The organism is Campylobacter sp. (genome assembly GCF_052169515.1).
Taxonomy (GTDB): Bacteria; Campylobacterota; Campylobacteria; order Campylobacterales; family Campylobacteraceae; genus Campylobacter_A.
The window spans coordinates 23,510-39,226 of sequence record NZ_JBQNCH010000017.1 but is presented as its reverse complement, the minus strand read 5'-3'; the positions used below and the strand labels follow the sequence as shown (position 1 = coordinate 39,226).

The window sequence follows — 15,717 nt, the reverse complement described above, 5'->3', positions numbered from 1 at the left end:
TGTGATTTTAGAAATTTTGTAAATCTAACAGCAAAACATTTAAAATATTATTAATAAAAAACTCTACATTTAAATTCAATAATAAATTTTTTAAGAAATTTAAATTTTATATGCTTTTGGATAAAATCACACAATCAAAAAATAGGAAAAATTTATCATGAATTATGAAATAATCGTCGTTGGCGGCGGACATGCAGGTATTGAGGCAAGTCTTGCAGCAGCCAGAATGGGCAAAAAAACTTTACTTATCACGATCTTAGCCGAACAAATAGGCGCTGCAAGCTGTAATCCAGCTATCGGTGGCCTTGCAAAGGGACATCTCGTAAAAGAGATCGACGCGCTTGGTGGCCAAATGGGGCTAACGACTGATGCCGTTGGTATCCAGTTTCGCGTGCTAAATGAGAGCAAAGGTCCAGCAGTGCGTGGTAGCCGCGCTCAGATAGATATGGATAGATACCGCGTTTATATGAGAAATTTGCTTTTAAATACGCCAAATTTAGAAATTTCTCAAGAGATTGCCACTGAAATTTTAACTGGAAATGGCGAGGTAACCGGCGTTAAAACCCACCTAAATAACACATATAACGCAAAAAAGGTGATAATTACCACTGGCACTTTTTTAAATGGATTAATACACGTTGGATTTAATAAACTTGAAGCCGGACGTGTTGGCGAACTAAGCGCAAAGGATCTAAGCGGCAGTCTAAGAGAGCTTGGGCTAATTTTAGGCAGACTAAAGACCGGAACATGTCCAAGGATCGATGCAAAAACGATAAATTTTGAAATTTTAGAAATGCAAGATGGCGATGAAAGTCCAACGCCTTTTAGCTTTAGAACTAAAAATTTCTCTCCAACACAGCTGCCATGTTATATCGCCTATACAAATGAAACCACGCATGAGATAATTCGCTCAAATTTCGACAAAGCACCGCTTTTTACGGGTCAGATAGAGGGTATAGGACCAAGGTATTGCCCTAGTATCGAGGATAAGATAAACCGCTTTGGCGACCGCGACAGACACCATCTTTTCATCGAACCTCAGACGCTTGAAGCGACAGAGTACTATATAAACGGCTTTTCAACTAGCTTGCCTTATGAGGTGCAAGTGCAGATGCTCCGCTCCGTAAAGGGTTTTGAAAACGCCAAAATCGTAAGGCATGGATACGCGATCGAGTACGACTATGTCGAGCCAACACAACTAAAACACAGCCTAGAGACCAAAAAGGTAAAAGGGCTATATTTAGCTGGGCAGATAAACGGCACGACCGGATACGAGGAGGCTGGTGCTCAGGGGTTAATGGCTGGTATAAATGCAGCGCTTTCACTGGACAAGAAAGAACCACTTATATTGCGCCGTGACGAGGCATATATCGGTGTGCTTATCGATGATCTAGTGACAAAAGGGACAAAAGAGCCATATAGGATGTTTACGAGTAGGGCGGAGTATCGCTTACTTTTGCGTGAGGAAAATGCCATCTTAAGGCTTGGCGGATATGGCCATGAGCTGGGGCTAATCGATGATAAGACTTTTGAAGAGATCGAGACTATAAGAAGAAATTTAAAAGAGGGGCTAGAATTTTTAAACAACACTCAGATCACTCCAAATAAGGCAAATTTAGAGCTTTTAGCAAGCCTTGATGAAGAGCCGATCAGCCAAAACGTGAGCCTTCAAAAGATCCTTGCACGCAAGAGTTTTACAGCTGAGAAGCTTAGAAAGCTTGATGAGAGATTTGCAAATTTAGACGATGCAAGTATGGATCAAATTTTAACCGAGTGCAAGTATCAGCACTACATCGGCGAGCAAAAAAATCAGATCGAAAAGATGAAAGATATGATGAGTGTTAAAATTCCTGAAAATTTTGACTTTAGAAGCATAAGTGGCCTTAGTAATGAAGTGGTTGAAAAGCTTGAAAAATTTGCTCCGCCAACGCTTTTTGCTGCGAGTGAAATTTCAGGTATTACGCCTGCTGCTATCGACATCTTACATATCTACATAAAGATGAACGAGAGAAGATCATAAATCAAAACAGCCCTAAATTAACAAGGGCTGTTTTAAATAAATTTCTAAAACTTATCCCAAAAAACGTGAATTTATAGCTTAAAGTAACATTATTTTTATAAATTACATAAAGAGATTATAGCTATTTAATTTTTTGAGAGTATAATCGTTTAAAATTTATTTATAGAAAGGAAAATAATGTCAGTAAAGCAAGAAAGACGAAGCTTTATCGGCCTTGCATTTGGTGCTGTGGCAGCTGTCGGCGGTGCGATGTCACTAGTTGCCATGAAAAAGACCTGGGATCCGCTCCCTAGCGTAAAAGCTGCTGGTTTTACAACTGTTGATCTAAGCCCAATCAAAGATGGCGAAATGAGGCAGGTTGAGTGGCGTAAAAAGCCTATTTTTATCCTTAAAAAAAGTCCTGATATGGCCAAAAATGACAATAGAGATGTAGTCGTTGGAGATGCTAGATATGTAGTTGTTATCGGACTTTGTACACACCTTGGCTGTATTCCTGAGTATAAGTCAAGCAAGCAAGTTTTCATTTGCGCCTGTCATGGAGGCGAATTTAACGTCGATGGTGTTCAGACATATGGACCCCCACCAAGACCGCTTGATATCCCACCGTTTAAGATCGACGGCACCAAACTAGTTCTAGGCGAAACAAGCCCAGAATATGAAAAATTAGTAGCAAAAGCTTAGGAGGTTAGTGATGTCTTTATCTCATAAATCAACTGGTGTTATTGACTGGCTTGATCAGCGCCTAGCTTTTACAAAACTAATGAAGGTTCTAGTTAGCGAATACTGGATCCCAAAAAATATAAATTTCCTTTGGGCGATGGGTGTTATCTTAACAACACTTTTCTTACTTTTAATCGTCACTGGCTTCTTACTTTTGATGTACTACAAGCCAGATATAAATTTGGCCTTTGATAGTGTAAACTACACTATTATGCAAGAGGTCGAGTATGGCTGGCTATGGCGTCATATCCACGCGGTTTCAGCATCGACTATTTTCCTTATCATGTATATCCACTTGCTTACCGGCCTTTACTACGGCTCATATAAAAGAGGCAGGGAGATTATCTGGGTAAGTGGTATGGTGCTATTTATCTGCTTTTCGGCAGAGGCGTTTAGCGGCTATATGCTCCCATGGGGACAGATGAGCTACTGGGCGGCGACTGTTATCACTCAGCTTTTTGGTGGTGTGCCAGTTATCGGTGATGCTTTGGTTGAATGGATTAGAGGTGACTATGCAGTCGGTGACTCAACGCTTACGAGATTTTTCATGCTTCACGTCTGCTTACTTCCGCTTGTGACTATCGTGGTTTTGGTTATCCACTTCTACTCATTAAGGGTTCCGCACGTAAATAACCTAATAAGCGAAGATATTGACTTTGACGTAGAGGCACAAGAGTATCTACATGGTGATAGGTCAAAAGCCAAAGTTATACCATTTTGGCCAGGATTTTTAGCAAAAGACTTTATGTATGTAGCATTTTTCATGATCTTTTTCATGTATCTAGTCTGCTATCACTTCAACTTTGCGATGGATCCGATCAACTTTGAACCGGCAAATCCACTAAAAACCCCTCCACACATCTACCCAGAGTGGTACTTCTTGTGGCAATACGAAATTTTACGTGGCTTTTTCTTTGATATAGCTGGAATTTCAGCTTACAACATCGGCCTTATAGCGTTTGCTTTTGCTGGCGTAGCATTTATGCTTATACCATTATTTGATAGAAGCGACCTTGTAGCTCCAGGACACAAAAGACCGCTATTTTTCGTATGGTTTTGGATATTAGTCATTGACCTCATCGTTTTATCGATATATGGTAAGCTTCCAACAGGTGGCATAAACGACTGGATAGGATTTTACTCGTCTCTGCTATTTTTGGTGCTATTTATAGTTGCACTTCCAGTCATAACAATACTTGAAAGAAAAAGGGGCTAATCATGAAAGAGCTTAAAATTTTTGCCATTGTTGTTATTCTTTCAGGCATTTTATACTGGGGTATCGAGCCTTATGCTCATACAAAGCTTCATCCTCATACAGCAAATGCTGAGTACAACTTCTCAAAAGAAGATACTGACTATGCAAAGTACTTTTTAGATCAGAAAAAAGAGGCACTTGAAGTAGCAAAAGCTAGTGGCAACAAAGCTAGTATAGAAGCAGCCGAAAAAGATGTTGAGGTGGCACAAAAAATTCTTGATGACTACACAGCATTTTGGGCTGATATAAACTCAATAGACCTTTCAAAAGGCGACGCAGTAAAGGGTGCTGAGACGTTTGGGGCAGCTGGATGTACAGGCTGTCACGGCATAGAAGCGGCTGGTATGCCAGCTAGTATGGACGCTGAGACAGCTAGCCAAAGCTTTGGCGTTGTTCCGCCAGATCTTAGTACTTCTGGTAAAATTTATGATGAGAAATTTTTAGCCGCGATCATCAAAAATCCAACTATGGCCGTAAAACTATCTCATAAATTTAACGACGAGCAACCATATCCGATGACTGCATTTTTTGGCGCTGGTGGCGACATCAATACCGAGATCGCTGATATAGTGGCTTATTTAAAACAAGTTTCGGCTGAGCATGAAAAGGCAAATGGCAAGATCACAGAGGCAAAGATCTTTGAAGATGCGTGTCAAAGATGCCACGACATGAAATACGACAAAAAATACACTCTTAGCAACAAAGTGAGCCTTGCAGGCTACATGGGCTCAAACCCACCTGATCTATCTATAACGATCCGCTCAAAAGGCGATGAGTATTTGCATAAATTTATAAACGATACTCAAAAGATGCTTCCAGGCACAGCTATGCCTAGAGTCGGTCTAAACAAAGCTGCTGAGGATGACGTGGTGGCTTATATCCAAAAAGTAGGCGACAGCAAAAAGGCTGAGCGTGAGAGCACAGGTCTTTACGCGATGATCTACTTCTTTATCTTAGGAATTTTTGCTTGGCTTTGGAAACGTAAAGTCTGGAGCGAACTCCACTAAAAATTTAAGAGCCTTTTTGGCTCTTAAATTCTATTTTTTACTAGTAAATTTATATATAAAATAAGTAGAGATTTAAATTTATATTCTGTAAATTTGATCAAGATATGTTTTAAATTTTAAAATCTTACTCACTTGCCTTAACAGACTACTAAATTTAGGCTGCACTGCGTTTAGCACTAAATTTAGAGCCGTGATATGCTCGTTCTTAAATTTTAAAATTTGCGATAAACTTTTTTAACATAAAATACACGTAGCACAATGGCATAATCGTGTACTTATAGCACGCGAGAAACTGGTAAATTTCACGCAAAAGAGCCAAATTCAGCTCCACTGTCAAGCTAAGTTTATTCTAAATTTCCTTGGCAATCTTGCTCATTTTATTAAGTAGTTCTTCTCGTTCGCTTGGCTTTAATTTACCGTATTGGAGCTTTGTCATCATCTGCATGAAGTCAAACTGCTTAAACATTTGTGCATCGCTCTTTAGCTCTTCCTCTAGCTTTTTGTAAATTTTCTCTGTCTCTTTGTTGGATTTTTCTAGATTTTGTAAAAAGCTTCCAGTTGCACTCGCATCAAGGTCATTTTTAGCTGCTTTATTAATAACGTTTTTTAAATTTGATAAATTTTCAGAAATTTTCATCTGCTTTTTCCTTTGGATTTTAAATTTTTAGAGCAAATTTTATTCCTAAATTTTTACCACATTGTTATATAAAAGATGATCATATTTTTTATTTTTATAGTTTGATAAATTGAGTCTAAAATAACTAATTTATAAAATTAAAGTTAATTAGGATATTTTTCCTCTTTATAAGAAAGTCTTATTAATAAATATTATCCTTTAGAAAATGCTAATACCTAAAAATCGATATTTAATAGTATATCTTAAAAATATATAAAATAAAAATTTAATTTTAAAAATACAAATTCTGTCATGTAGATGACGGAATTTGTTTGCGATAAGTTATAAAATTGTTTCAAGAAATTTAGGAAGGAGTGTTTGAGATGTTAAATAAAAATTTAACTATCTCTATCTGGGTGATTAACAATCAACCTATTAGTGAGCAAGGCATTTTAGCCTTGGTTTGTTAGGAGGAATTTATGAAAAAACATAAATTTGTGATTGCCGATTATAAACGCTGCATAGGATGTGCAACCTGCATGGCTGCATGTTTTAAAAGCGCTTATGAACGAGGCAAACTATCACGTGCAAGGCTAAGCGTGTTAAGAGAAGCTAGTGGTGTTATGCCGACTCAGTGCAGACAATGCGATGATGGCCCTTGTGCAAACGTGTGCCCAACTGGAGCGTTGCGATTTAATGATAATTGCATCGAGCTTCACGAGGAAATTTGTATAGGCTGTAAGATGTGCACGATCGCTTGTCCTTACGGTGCGATAAGTTCTAGTGCGGAGCTTATGCCTTCAGTAAATTACGCTGTCGAGCCAAAATATAACCTTGAGGTAGAGTCACAATCAGGTGCAAAAAATATCGCTGTTAAATGCGATATGTGCTTTGGTCGTGAGAACGGACCAGCCTGTGTTGATGTCTGTCCGACGAGTGCTCTTGTTATGATCGATCCTGAAGAGGGTAAGCATAAACTTGGCAAGAGGATAGATTATGAGGCAGCGAATAAATTTGCTACTAAAATTTTAAACGGACAAGGAGCATAAGATGACTACGGTTTATATGCTATTTCTTGTAAGTGCCGTCGTTAGCATCTTGCTCTACTGCGCTCCAAAGGCTGCTGTAAAGATTGGTTTTGGACTAAGCGCTTTAAGCTGCTTTTATGCGATGTGTCACTTTGTTGCAAATATGGGAGTAAGCGATAGCTTCGCTCTTATGGATGGCTTTTTGTATTCGCCAAAATTTGCGCTAAATCCACTTGGAAATTTTTTTAGCTTTGTCGTTGTTTTCATAGGATTTGCAAGTAGCGTTTACGGTATGAGCTATGCAGACGAGTACATCAAAAAAGCAAATGTCGGTGTGTTTGCATGTTTGTTTAATACATTTATCCTCTCAATGCTTCTAGTAATCAGCGCTGATAATGTATTTTGCTTTGTCGTTTTATGGGAGCTTATGACTCTTATCTCATCGTTCCTTATCATAGTAAATGATGGTAAAAACACTTTAAAAGCAGTCATGGTATATCTTGGTATCGCACAAATCGGTGCATTTTGTATCACCTGTGGTTTGCTTATCACCGCTTACTACGCAGGAAGTACAGAATTTAGTGCGTTCATGGGTGTTAAGATGCCATTTGGTGCTTCTGTTGCTACATTTATACTGTTTTTGGTTGGATTTGGTAGTAAAGCTGGTATGTGGCCATTTCACGTTTGGCTCCCACAAGCTCACCCAGCAGCACCATCAAATGTTTCAGCTCTTATGTCAGGCGTTATGATCAAAGTTGCTCTATTTACACTAGTTAAATTTACGCTTTACTTGCCACTTAGCACATATTTTGGTCTTACAATACTCGCTCTTGGTGCAGCTAGCTCACTATTTGGTGTTTTATACGCTCTTTGCCAACACGATTTCAAGGCTTTGCTTGCTTATCACTCAGTTGAGAACATAGGCATCATCTTGCTAGGTCTTGGCACAGGAATTTATGGTGTCGCAGCTGGAAATTTAACACTAGCAGCAGTGGGATTTTTAGCAGGTTGCTATCACGTAGTTAACCACGCTATATTTAAAGGTCTACTTTTTCTTTGCGCAGGTTCAGTTATCCACGCTACTCATACACAAAACATGGACATCCTTGGTGGCCTTGCTAAAAAGATGCCTTGGACAAGCCTTGGTATGTTTATAGGTATCATGGGTATCGCAGCTTTGCCTCCAGTAAACGGCTTTGTTTCAGAGTGGTTTACATATCAAGGCATGCTTCAAGGTGCGATGGGCGAGGGAGTATTGGTTAGATATGCATTTACACTTGGTGTCGTAGCTCTTGCACTAACTGGCGTTTTGGTCGGTATGCACCTCAAGCTTTACGCTGTTATATTTGCAGGCACTCCAAGAGATCAAAAAATTTGGGAAAATGCTAAAGAGAGCCCAATAGGCATGGTTCTTGGCATGATCATCCTAATGATAGGTTGCGTTGGCTTTGGTCTTGGCGCAAACTACATAGTTGATTACATCATGCAAGCTGTAAATTCTATCGCTATAAGCGACTATAAAGCTAGTCTTGGTGCTATAAACGTAACTTCACCAATAGGCAGTATGATCTCAACTCCACTAATTGCTTTGGTTCTTTGTTCAACAATGATTTTGCCATTTATCATTCTTGCTGTTATGAAAGCAAACAGAGATAAACCACGCGAGACTGATCCTTGGGCATGTGGCTTTAAATATAGCTCACGTATGCAAATGACAGGTGGCCCATTTACAGGTGATCTTAGGAAGATCATGCAATGGCTATTTAGAGCTGATAAAAAGATCGTTACTAGAAATTATTTTGACGCGGTTGAATATCACAACCACCCAAAAGATATCTGGTGGGGAATGTTTTATGAGCCAGTCATTAAATGGTGTATGAAATTTGCTGATAAGCTTGGAATCGTTCAAAGCGGGTATACAAACGTCTATACGCTTTATATCCTAGTTTATCTATGTGCCATACTTGCTGTGGGCTACTTTTTAGTTTAGGAGACGAAAATGCAAACTATACTTTTAATGATTTTTCAAGTAGTCGTTATCGTTTTGGTAGCTCCTTTGTTTGATGGTATGGCAAGAAAACTAAGGGCTAAACTTCAATCAAAACAAGGTAGCGATTTCTTTCAAACATATCGCGATATTATAAAACTCTTTAGAAGAGGAAGAACCGTCCCTGAGTGCTCACACTGGGTATTTAGATGGGCTCCATTTTTCCTTTTTGCAACTTCAGCCGCAGTTCTAGCTGCTATACCTATAATATATAGCAAAGATACTGTTTTTGGAGCATATTCAGATATATTTGTGATCCTTTATCTTGGTGCACTACTTAGATTTGTATTTGGTGCAGCTTCAATGGATAGCGGCAACCCATTTGCAGCAACAGGCGGCGGCAGGGAGCAAATGCTAGGTGTATATGTCGAGCCAGTTATGATCATGTGTCTAATCGTCGTAATGCTCGCAGCTAAAACATCAAATTTAATTGAGATCCAAGAGATGGTTAAAACTGGCGTTATCGGATATCAGATCCCAAGTTTTGCCGTAGCTTCTATCGCATTTTTATGGTGCATGTACGTTGAGACTGGTAGAAAACCATTTGACGTAGCTGAAGCTGAGCAAGAGCTTCAAGAAGGCTTGCTTGGCGAGTACGCAGGTAGCGACCTTGGTTTAGTTCAAGCATCACTTATATTAAAACAGTTTGCTATGATCGGACTTTTCCTAACTATATTTGAGCCATGGAATTTTAGCAATCCTTTCTTAGCTATCATCATTTTTGTGATAAAAACCGGAGTATTTTACGTAGCAGCTGTCTTTATAGACAACTTTGGCCCACGCTTTAAAATGACTTCATCTTTACGCAAAAATGCGCTTGGTGCACTTGCTATCTCGTTTGTTGCACTAACACTTTATGTAGTAGGAGTGTGAGATGCAAACTTTAGACGCATTAGCAATTTGCATGATCGTAACTTCGCTTGCGGTTTTTGGTCTTAGAAATTTAAAGCTTTCTATCATCGCTTATGCGGTTGAGACATTGCTTTTAGTTAGCATATTTTTCTTGCTATATGAGAAATTTAATGCCGAACAGCTCACAACTTGGGCGATCGTTGCGTTCTTTACCAAAGTTATTTTTGTACCAGCTATCTTATTCTGGCTTGTTAAAAAGCTAGGTGTAGTTAGCGAAGATGAGCCAGTTGGTGGATTTTTTGTAAGCCCTGTTATTGCTATGGGATTTTCTCTAGCTCTTTCAATGAGTATCCACCCTATATTTTTAAAATTCTCTCTTATCAAAGAAGAGATCATGCTAATCGCAGCTGGAACAGTCTTTATGATGGGAATTTTTGGCTTCATGCTAAGAAACTCATTTATAAAACAAATTCTAGCTTACTGCTTATTTGAAAACGGCATCCACCTAAGCCTTGCTCTAATGGCTTATAACTCACATGAGCTAGTCGAGCTTGGAATTTTAACAGATGCGATATTTGCCGTTATCATCATGAGTATTTTAGCGATTAGATTTTATAAAGCTTATGATAGTTTAGATACTTCTAAAGCTTCAAATTTAAGGGGTTAGAGATGGATAGTTTAGCTTTAATACTTATCTTACCGCTCCTTGGTGCTTTGGTCTTGTTTTTGAGTCCTAAAAATTATGCGGTATTAAGTGGACTTCATGTTTTGTTTTCTGCTGCGACATCGGTGGCTTTACTTAACAATGTTCTTAAAGTCTTAAGTAGCGGAACTTTTTATAGTTTTGATAAATTTTTGTTCTTAGATAGTTTGGGCTGTGTTTTCTTGGTGCTTATTGCTGTAACTGGATTTATAGTAAATTTCTACTCTATCCACTACATGAGATGGGAGCTTGAAGATGGACACATCCACCTAAGCGATCTTAAAAAATATTATGCACTAAGCCATGTATTTATCTTTACAATGACTTTAAGCGTTATTTGCAACAACGTTGCATTTATGTGGGCTGCTATTGAGGCAACAACACTAGCTTCAGTGTTTCTTGTCGCTATCCACAAAGATCAAAAATCAACAGAGAGTGGCTATAAATACATCGTTCTTTGCTCAATCGGTCTAGCATTTGCACTTTATGCGACTGTTCTTTTATACTCAGCCACATTTAGCACTCTAGGAGATGGTGAGGCTTCTATGCTATTTTCTGGAATAATGGCAAATGCTAAAAATTTAAACCCAGATGCGGCAAAACTTATCTTTGTATTTGCACTAATTGGTTTTGGTACAAAAGCTGGTCTTGCTCCAACTCACACTTGGCTACCAGACGTTCACGCTGAAGGTCCAGCACCTATCTCAGCTTTGCTTTCAGGCGTACTTTTAAAATGTGCGATGCTAGCACTTTTGAGATACTATGCTATCACAGCTCAAGCAGTTGGATTTAGCTTTGTTGAGGGCATAATGATCGTTTCAGGAACTATCACTCTATTTGTAGCGGGATTTTTCCTAATCAGACAACACAACGTAAAAAGAATGTTTGCATATCACTCAATCGTTCACATGGGTGTTATCGCATTTGCACTTGGTGTTGGCGGTAAATTTGGTCTATTTGCAGCGATATTCCACTGCTTAGCTCACAGCTTCACAAAAGCTTTGGCATTTTGCTCAACAGGCAATATAGCAAGAATTTACGGCCACAAAGATATGAGTAAGATGGGCGGCATGGTTAAGATCGCACCGATCACCACTATAATGTTTGGCGCGGCTGTTTGCTCACTTGTTGGTGTTCCAGCGTTTGCTATATTTGTTAGCGAATATAATGTCTTTGTAGGAGCTATCACAAGCGGTCAATACATCGCAGTTGCACTATTTGCTATTGCACTTGCAGTTATTTTCATAGCTGACTTTGCACACTTTAATATGGCAAGCTTTGGCGAGCCAAAAGGTGTGATCGTTCACAACAAAGAGATGAGTTTGTTAGAGAATTTACCTCTTATAGCACTTTGTGCCCTTATCATAATCTTTGGCGTATGGCATGTAGATAGCTTTTATACGCTAGTAGATAACGGTGTTAATATAATGATGGGAGCTTTAAAATGAGAGGCGATAAATTTGTTGAAATCCTAAAAACTAAAGTAAAAATTTTAGAGGTAACTCGTCAAGCAGACGATCAGATCACTGTGTTAGTCGATAGAAATGACCTCCCTTTAGCTGTTAAAACGCTCTACTATGATATCGGCGGCTTTATAAGCACGATGATACCAAATGACGAGCGCCAGATAAATGGCAGCTATGCGCTTTACTACGCTATCTCAATGGAAGGTAGTAAGATGACTGAGACGGACGACTTTGCGGCTGAGGATAAGTGCTTTATCACTGTTAAAACGCTTATTCCAGGAAGTGATCCGACATTCCCATCTGTTACCCCGCTAGTGCCAGCTTGTGTTTGGTACGAAAGAGAAGCTTACGATATGTTTGGTCTTGTAGCCGAAGGTTTGCCTGATAAAAGGCGTCTAGTTTTAAGTGATGACTGGCCAGACGGACTTCACCCACTTAGAAAAGATGCGATGGATTATCGCTACCGCCCTGATCCGGTTGACCATAGAGATGAACCAGAGGCAGAATTTTTATTTCCAACTGGTGATGCAGTAGTAGACGTGCCACTTGGACCACTACATGTTACATCAGACGAGCCTGGTCACTTTAGACTTTTCTGTGACGGCGACGAGATCATCGACGCTGACTACCGCTTGTTCTATCAACACCGCGGTATGGAAAAACTCGCTGAAAACAGAATGAACTACGATCAGATGGGCTACCTTGCAGAGCGCGTTTGCGGAATTTGCGGTTATGCTCACGCTATCGCTTGTATCGAAGCAGCAGAAAAAGCTATCAAGCTTGAAATTCCACTAAGGGCTCAAGCTATACGCGTCATCTGTCTTGAGATCGAGCGTCTTCACAGCCACCTTTTAAATATCGGTCTAGCTTGTGAGGTCACTGGTAACTACAACGCATTCATGCACATCTTTAGGGTGCGTGAGTACTCTATGGAGCTAGCTCAACTAGTAACTGGCGGCCGTAAAACATACGGCAACGTCGTTATGGGCGGCTTAAGACGTGACATGACAAATCACGAGATCAAAAAAGGTATCGAGATCATCAATAAACTTGACGTTCAAATTTCAGAAATTTGGGACGCAGTTATGGAAGACAAACGCCAAATCGGACGCTGGAAAGGTGTAGGCGTGCTTGACCGTCAAGTAGCACGCGACTTTAGCCCAGTTGGTCCAAATATGAGAGGCTCTGGCTTTAAACGTGATAACCGCTACGACCACCCATACGACTTCTTCAAACAGATAGAATTTGAAGTAGCAGTTGAGCACGGCTGCGACGTATTTGCTCGTGAGATGGTTAGATATAAAGAGCTAAAAAGCTCCATTCACATCATCCGCCAATGCTTTGAGCTAATGCCACAAACTCCGATTATGATTGACCCTGTGACTATGATCAAGCCTGAGAATTTCGCACTCGGTCACGACGAAGCACCACGCGGTGAAAACGTCCACTGGATCATGCAAGGCAGCGCTCAAAAAGTATATCGCTGGAGATGTAGAGCGGCTACTTATAACAACTGGCCAAGCCTAAGATATCAATTCAGAGGCAACAACATAAGTGACGCAGCACTTATTGTTTGTTCGCTTGACCCTTGCTACTCATGCACTGAGCGTGTTACATTAGTCGATGTAAGAACCAAAAAGAGCAAAATTTTAACAGAAAAAGACCTTAAAAAATTCTGTCAAGATGGCGGGGTTAGCAAAAAGGATTTAAGATGATGAAGTTGTTTGACATAACAGAAAAATATGGAAAGGCGACATACGCCTATCCATTTGAGCCATACATTGTGCCTGAAAATTTCCGTGGTCAGCCAAACTATACATATGATCTTTGTGTAGGTTGTGCAGCCTGCGGTGTTGCTTGTCCTAGTAATGCCATCGAGCTTAAGATGAATAATGAGAAAACAAAGCTTGTTTGGGAATTTGACTGTGGTCGCTGCATATTTTGCGGTCGCTGCGATGAGGTTTGCCCAACCGGAGCCGTTCGCCTAAGCGATAGCTTTGAGCTTGCAGTTAAATTTGACAAGAGCGCTCTTATCCAAAGGGGTGAGCTTGAGATGCAAACTTGCAAATGCTGTGGCAAGCCATTTACGCCAAAAAGGCTTATAAATTTCACTCTTGAAAAGCTTGGCACTGCAAATTTACTTCCAGGCAGGCTTGAAGAGGCTAAGAACTATCTTTTTATCTGCCCAGAGTGCAAGAAAAATAAATCTGCTGAGAGACTAACAAAAGGCGTTGAGGAGGCTATAAAATGAGTCTATATCAAGTCCCAGAGGACATAAAAACAGCAAATGACCTAACTGCAAAGCTAGAGCATTTAAAAAATATCAAAAGAAGCTTTAGCGTTTATAGGATCGACTGCGGAAGCTGCAACGGTTGTGAGATCGAAATTTTCGCTGCCATTACGCCGATGTGGGACCCTGAGCGTTTTGGCTTTAAACTTGTAGCAAACCCAAGACACGCTGATATCTTGATCTGCTCAGGCCCAGTCACAAGACAGATGTACTACCCACTACTTCGTGCTTACGAAGCAGCTCCAGATCCTAAGATCGTAGTTGCTTTTGGTGCTTGTGGAAGTACGGGTGGAATTTTCCACGACGCTTACAGCGTTTGGGGCGGTATAGATAAGATCATACCAGTAGATGTTTATATCCCAGGCTGCCCTCCGCACCCAGCAAGCGTTATCTACGGTCTTGGAATGGCTCTTGGCATCATCGATCAAAAGCTTCAGAAAAAAAGCTATGAAAACGACAGCACTACACCTCCGCCAGTTGAGAAGTCGGTAATGGGAGATATCTTGTTTGAGCGCGACTTGCAGGCTGAGAGTAAAAGGCTGATGAGCTATATCTTTGGTAGAACACTATTTGAAAAATATATGAACGCTATCAAAGGCTCAAGCGATATCCATAACCCAAGCGCTTCAAGAGAGGCTGTGCTTACAGCTATCAAAAAAGAGGAAGACCCAAGATATGCCGAGTGCATGGGGCTTTTACACAACGATGTCTATCTAAAATATGCAAAAGCTGATAAGAGCTTTGCGATAGACGTTGATAGTGAGGTTTGGAGCAAAAGATGATACAAGTGTTTAAGCTTACAAAAAGGCACATGGACGATAATGACAAACTTCCACGCGAGTTAAAGGAGATAAAAATTTTCTCTACTTGCGTGGGACACGGCGTTGGCACGATAGACTTTAGTGAGAAGGTTTTAGAGATCAGCGACGAAGAATTTGATGAGATGATCAAAAATTCAGGCGAATATGTGAAATTTAAAATCGGAAATTTAAGCAAATATTTCGAAGTAGAAATTTTTGCTGAGCATATCGTGCGACTTTTGCCACAGCTTTGCGAGTGTAAGCTTAAAGAAATTTTGGCAAATTTAAAAGAGGGATATGTCGTGCTAAGGAAGGATTTTTGATGAGAAAGGCCATCCTTTGCATCGGCAACCCAATGCGTGGTGACGATGACGTGGGCAACGAAGTCGGCCGCATCGTAGAGGCAGAGCTAAAAGAGTGGAAGGTCTTTTTTGGGCAAGATGTGCCTGAGAATGAATTCTCAGCTATTAGAGAATTTGCACCTGAAATTTTGATAGTGGTCGATGCGATGAGCGGATTTAGCGAGGATAAGATAGAGTTTTTTGATCTAAGCGACGATAGAGACTATATCTACTCGACTCACAATCTCCCTACGCCAGTGCTTTTAAGCTACTTGCGTAAAATTTGCCCAAAGACGCTTTTTTTAGGGATTAGTGTCTTGCTCGAAAATGTCTTAAATTTCGAAGAAGGCCTTAGCGAGCAGGCTAAAAAAAGTGCCAGAAAAGCTTTTTTGAGAATTGTAGAGATTGATAAAAATTTAGTTGGTTAAATTTGGCGAGAAACTAAATTTAATCTTTTTTGGTTGCTAAAGGTAGAATTTGCTCGTAATTTGGCTAAAAATTTTAGGCTAGAAGTCGCTAAAATTTGCTTTTAATTGCGAGCAGCAGTCTTGGCTTTTAGTAATTTTGCAAAG

The 15,717-nt window shown here is 40.0% G+C and carries 15 protein-coding genes; 14 read left to right on the top strand and 1 reads right to left on the bottom strand.

All coding sequences use genetic code 11. The features are described 5' to 3' along the window. Window positions 1-157: 157 nt before the first annotated feature. The 4 genes from mnmG (at window position 158) to ACTTKV_RS07235 (ending at window position 5,002) form a co-directional block, all read left to right on the top strand. Entirely contained in the window at window positions 158-2,020 is a 1,863-nt protein-coding gene (gene mnmG, locus ACTTKV_RS07250) for a tRNA uridine-5-carboxymethylaminomethyl(34) synthesis enzyme MnmG (RefSeq protein WP_442549922.1), read from the top strand. 177 nt (window positions 2,021-2,197) lie between these two features. Further along, a complete protein-coding gene (gene petA, locus ACTTKV_RS07245) occupies window positions 2,198-2,701 on the top strand; it encodes a ubiquinol-cytochrome c reductase iron-sulfur subunit (protein WP_442549921.1) in 504 nt (167 codons plus the stop codon). Between the two features lie 10 nt (window positions 2,702-2,711). Next, window positions 2,712-3,956, top strand: a complete 1,245-nt coding sequence (locus ACTTKV_RS07240) for a cytochrome b (RefSeq protein WP_442549920.1) — start codon at window positions 2,712-2,714, stop codon at window positions 3,954-3,956. A 2-nt stretch (window positions 3,957-3,958) separates the two neighbouring features. Beyond that, window positions 3,959-5,002, top strand: a complete 1,044-nt coding sequence (locus ACTTKV_RS07235) for a c-type cytochrome (protein WP_442549919.1) — start codon at window positions 3,959-3,961, stop codon at window positions 5,000-5,002. Between the two features lie 349 nt (window positions 5,003-5,351). Here ACTTKV_RS07235 and ACTTKV_RS07230 read toward each other — a convergent pair whose 3' ends face one another. Further along, on the bottom strand, window positions 5,352-5,639 hold the full coding sequence (locus ACTTKV_RS07230) for a hypothetical protein (RefSeq protein WP_442549918.1): 288 nt from the start codon (window positions 5,637-5,639) through the stop codon (window positions 5,352-5,354). Between the two features lie 458 nt (window positions 5,640-6,097). On the opposite strand from ACTTKV_RS07230, the gene ACTTKV_RS07225 reads away from it, so the two are divergent. Genes ACTTKV_RS07225 through ACTTKV_RS07180 form a run of 10 tightly spaced genes read left to right on the top strand, consistent with a single transcriptional unit; the run spans window position 6,098 to window position 15,573 of the window. Further along, complete coding sequence (locus ACTTKV_RS07225; protein WP_148821461.1) at window positions 6,098-6,667, top strand: 4Fe-4S dicluster domain-containing protein; 570 nt, start codon at window positions 6,098-6,100, stop codon at window positions 6,665-6,667. A gap of 1 nt (window position 6,668) precedes the next feature. Then, complete coding sequence (locus tag ACTTKV_RS07220) at window positions 6,669-8,636, top strand: proton-conducting transporter transmembrane domain-containing protein (protein ID WP_442549917.1); 1,968 nt, start codon at window positions 6,669-6,671, stop codon at window positions 8,634-8,636. A 9-nt stretch (window positions 8,637-8,645) separates the two neighbouring features. Beyond that, window positions 8,646-9,566 carry a respiratory chain complex I subunit 1 family protein gene (locus ACTTKV_RS07215; RefSeq protein WP_442549916.1) on the top strand — a complete coding sequence of 307 codons (921 nt, stop codon included), beginning with the start codon at window positions 8,646-8,648 and terminating at the stop codon, window positions 9,564-9,566. A gap of 1 nt (window position 9,567) precedes the next feature. Next, window positions 9,568-10,212 carry a hydrogenase 4 membrane subunit gene (gene hyfE, locus ACTTKV_RS07210; protein WP_442549915.1) on the top strand — a complete coding sequence of 215 codons (645 nt, stop codon included), beginning with the start codon at window positions 9,568-9,570 and terminating at the stop codon, window positions 10,210-10,212. Between the two features lie 2 nt (window positions 10,213-10,214). Continuing rightward, the gene (locus ACTTKV_RS07205; RefSeq protein WP_442549914.1) at window positions 10,215-11,696 is read left to right on the top strand and encodes a hydrogenase 4 subunit F; all 1,482 of its coding nucleotides are present in this window, start codon (window positions 10,215-10,217) and stop codon (window positions 11,694-11,696) included. Then, window positions 11,693-13,429, top strand: a complete 1,737-nt coding sequence (locus ACTTKV_RS07200) for a hydrogenase large subunit (RefSeq protein WP_442549913.1) — start codon at window positions 11,693-11,695, stop codon at window positions 13,427-13,429. Before ACTTKV_RS07205 ends, ACTTKV_RS07200 begins: the two co-directional genes overlap by 4 nt. After that, on the top strand, window positions 13,426-13,965 hold the full coding sequence (locus ACTTKV_RS07195) for a formate hydrogenlyase complex iron-sulfur subunit (RefSeq protein ID WP_442549912.1): 540 nt from the start codon (window positions 13,426-13,428) through the stop codon (window positions 13,963-13,965). Before ACTTKV_RS07200 ends, ACTTKV_RS07195 begins: the two co-directional genes overlap by 4 nt. Further along, on the top strand, window positions 13,962-14,786 hold the full coding sequence (locus ACTTKV_RS07190; protein WP_442549911.1) for an NADH-quinone oxidoreductase subunit B family protein: 825 nt from the start codon (window positions 13,962-13,964) through the stop codon (window positions 14,784-14,786). Before ACTTKV_RS07195 ends, ACTTKV_RS07190 begins: the two co-directional genes overlap by 4 nt. After that, on the top strand, window positions 14,783-15,127 hold the full coding sequence (locus ACTTKV_RS07185) for a formate hydrogenlyase maturation HycH family protein (protein ID WP_442549910.1): 345 nt from the start codon (window positions 14,783-14,785) through the stop codon (window positions 15,125-15,127). The genes ACTTKV_RS07190 and ACTTKV_RS07185 overlap by 4 nt, the downstream gene beginning before the upstream one ends. Then, a complete protein-coding gene (locus ACTTKV_RS07180) occupies window positions 15,127-15,573 on the top strand; it encodes a hydrogenase 3 maturation endopeptidase HyCI (protein WP_442549909.1) in 447 nt (148 codons plus the stop codon). Before ACTTKV_RS07185 ends, ACTTKV_RS07180 begins: the two co-directional genes overlap by 1 nt. The last annotated feature ends 144 nt before the right edge of the window (window positions 15,574-15,717 follow it).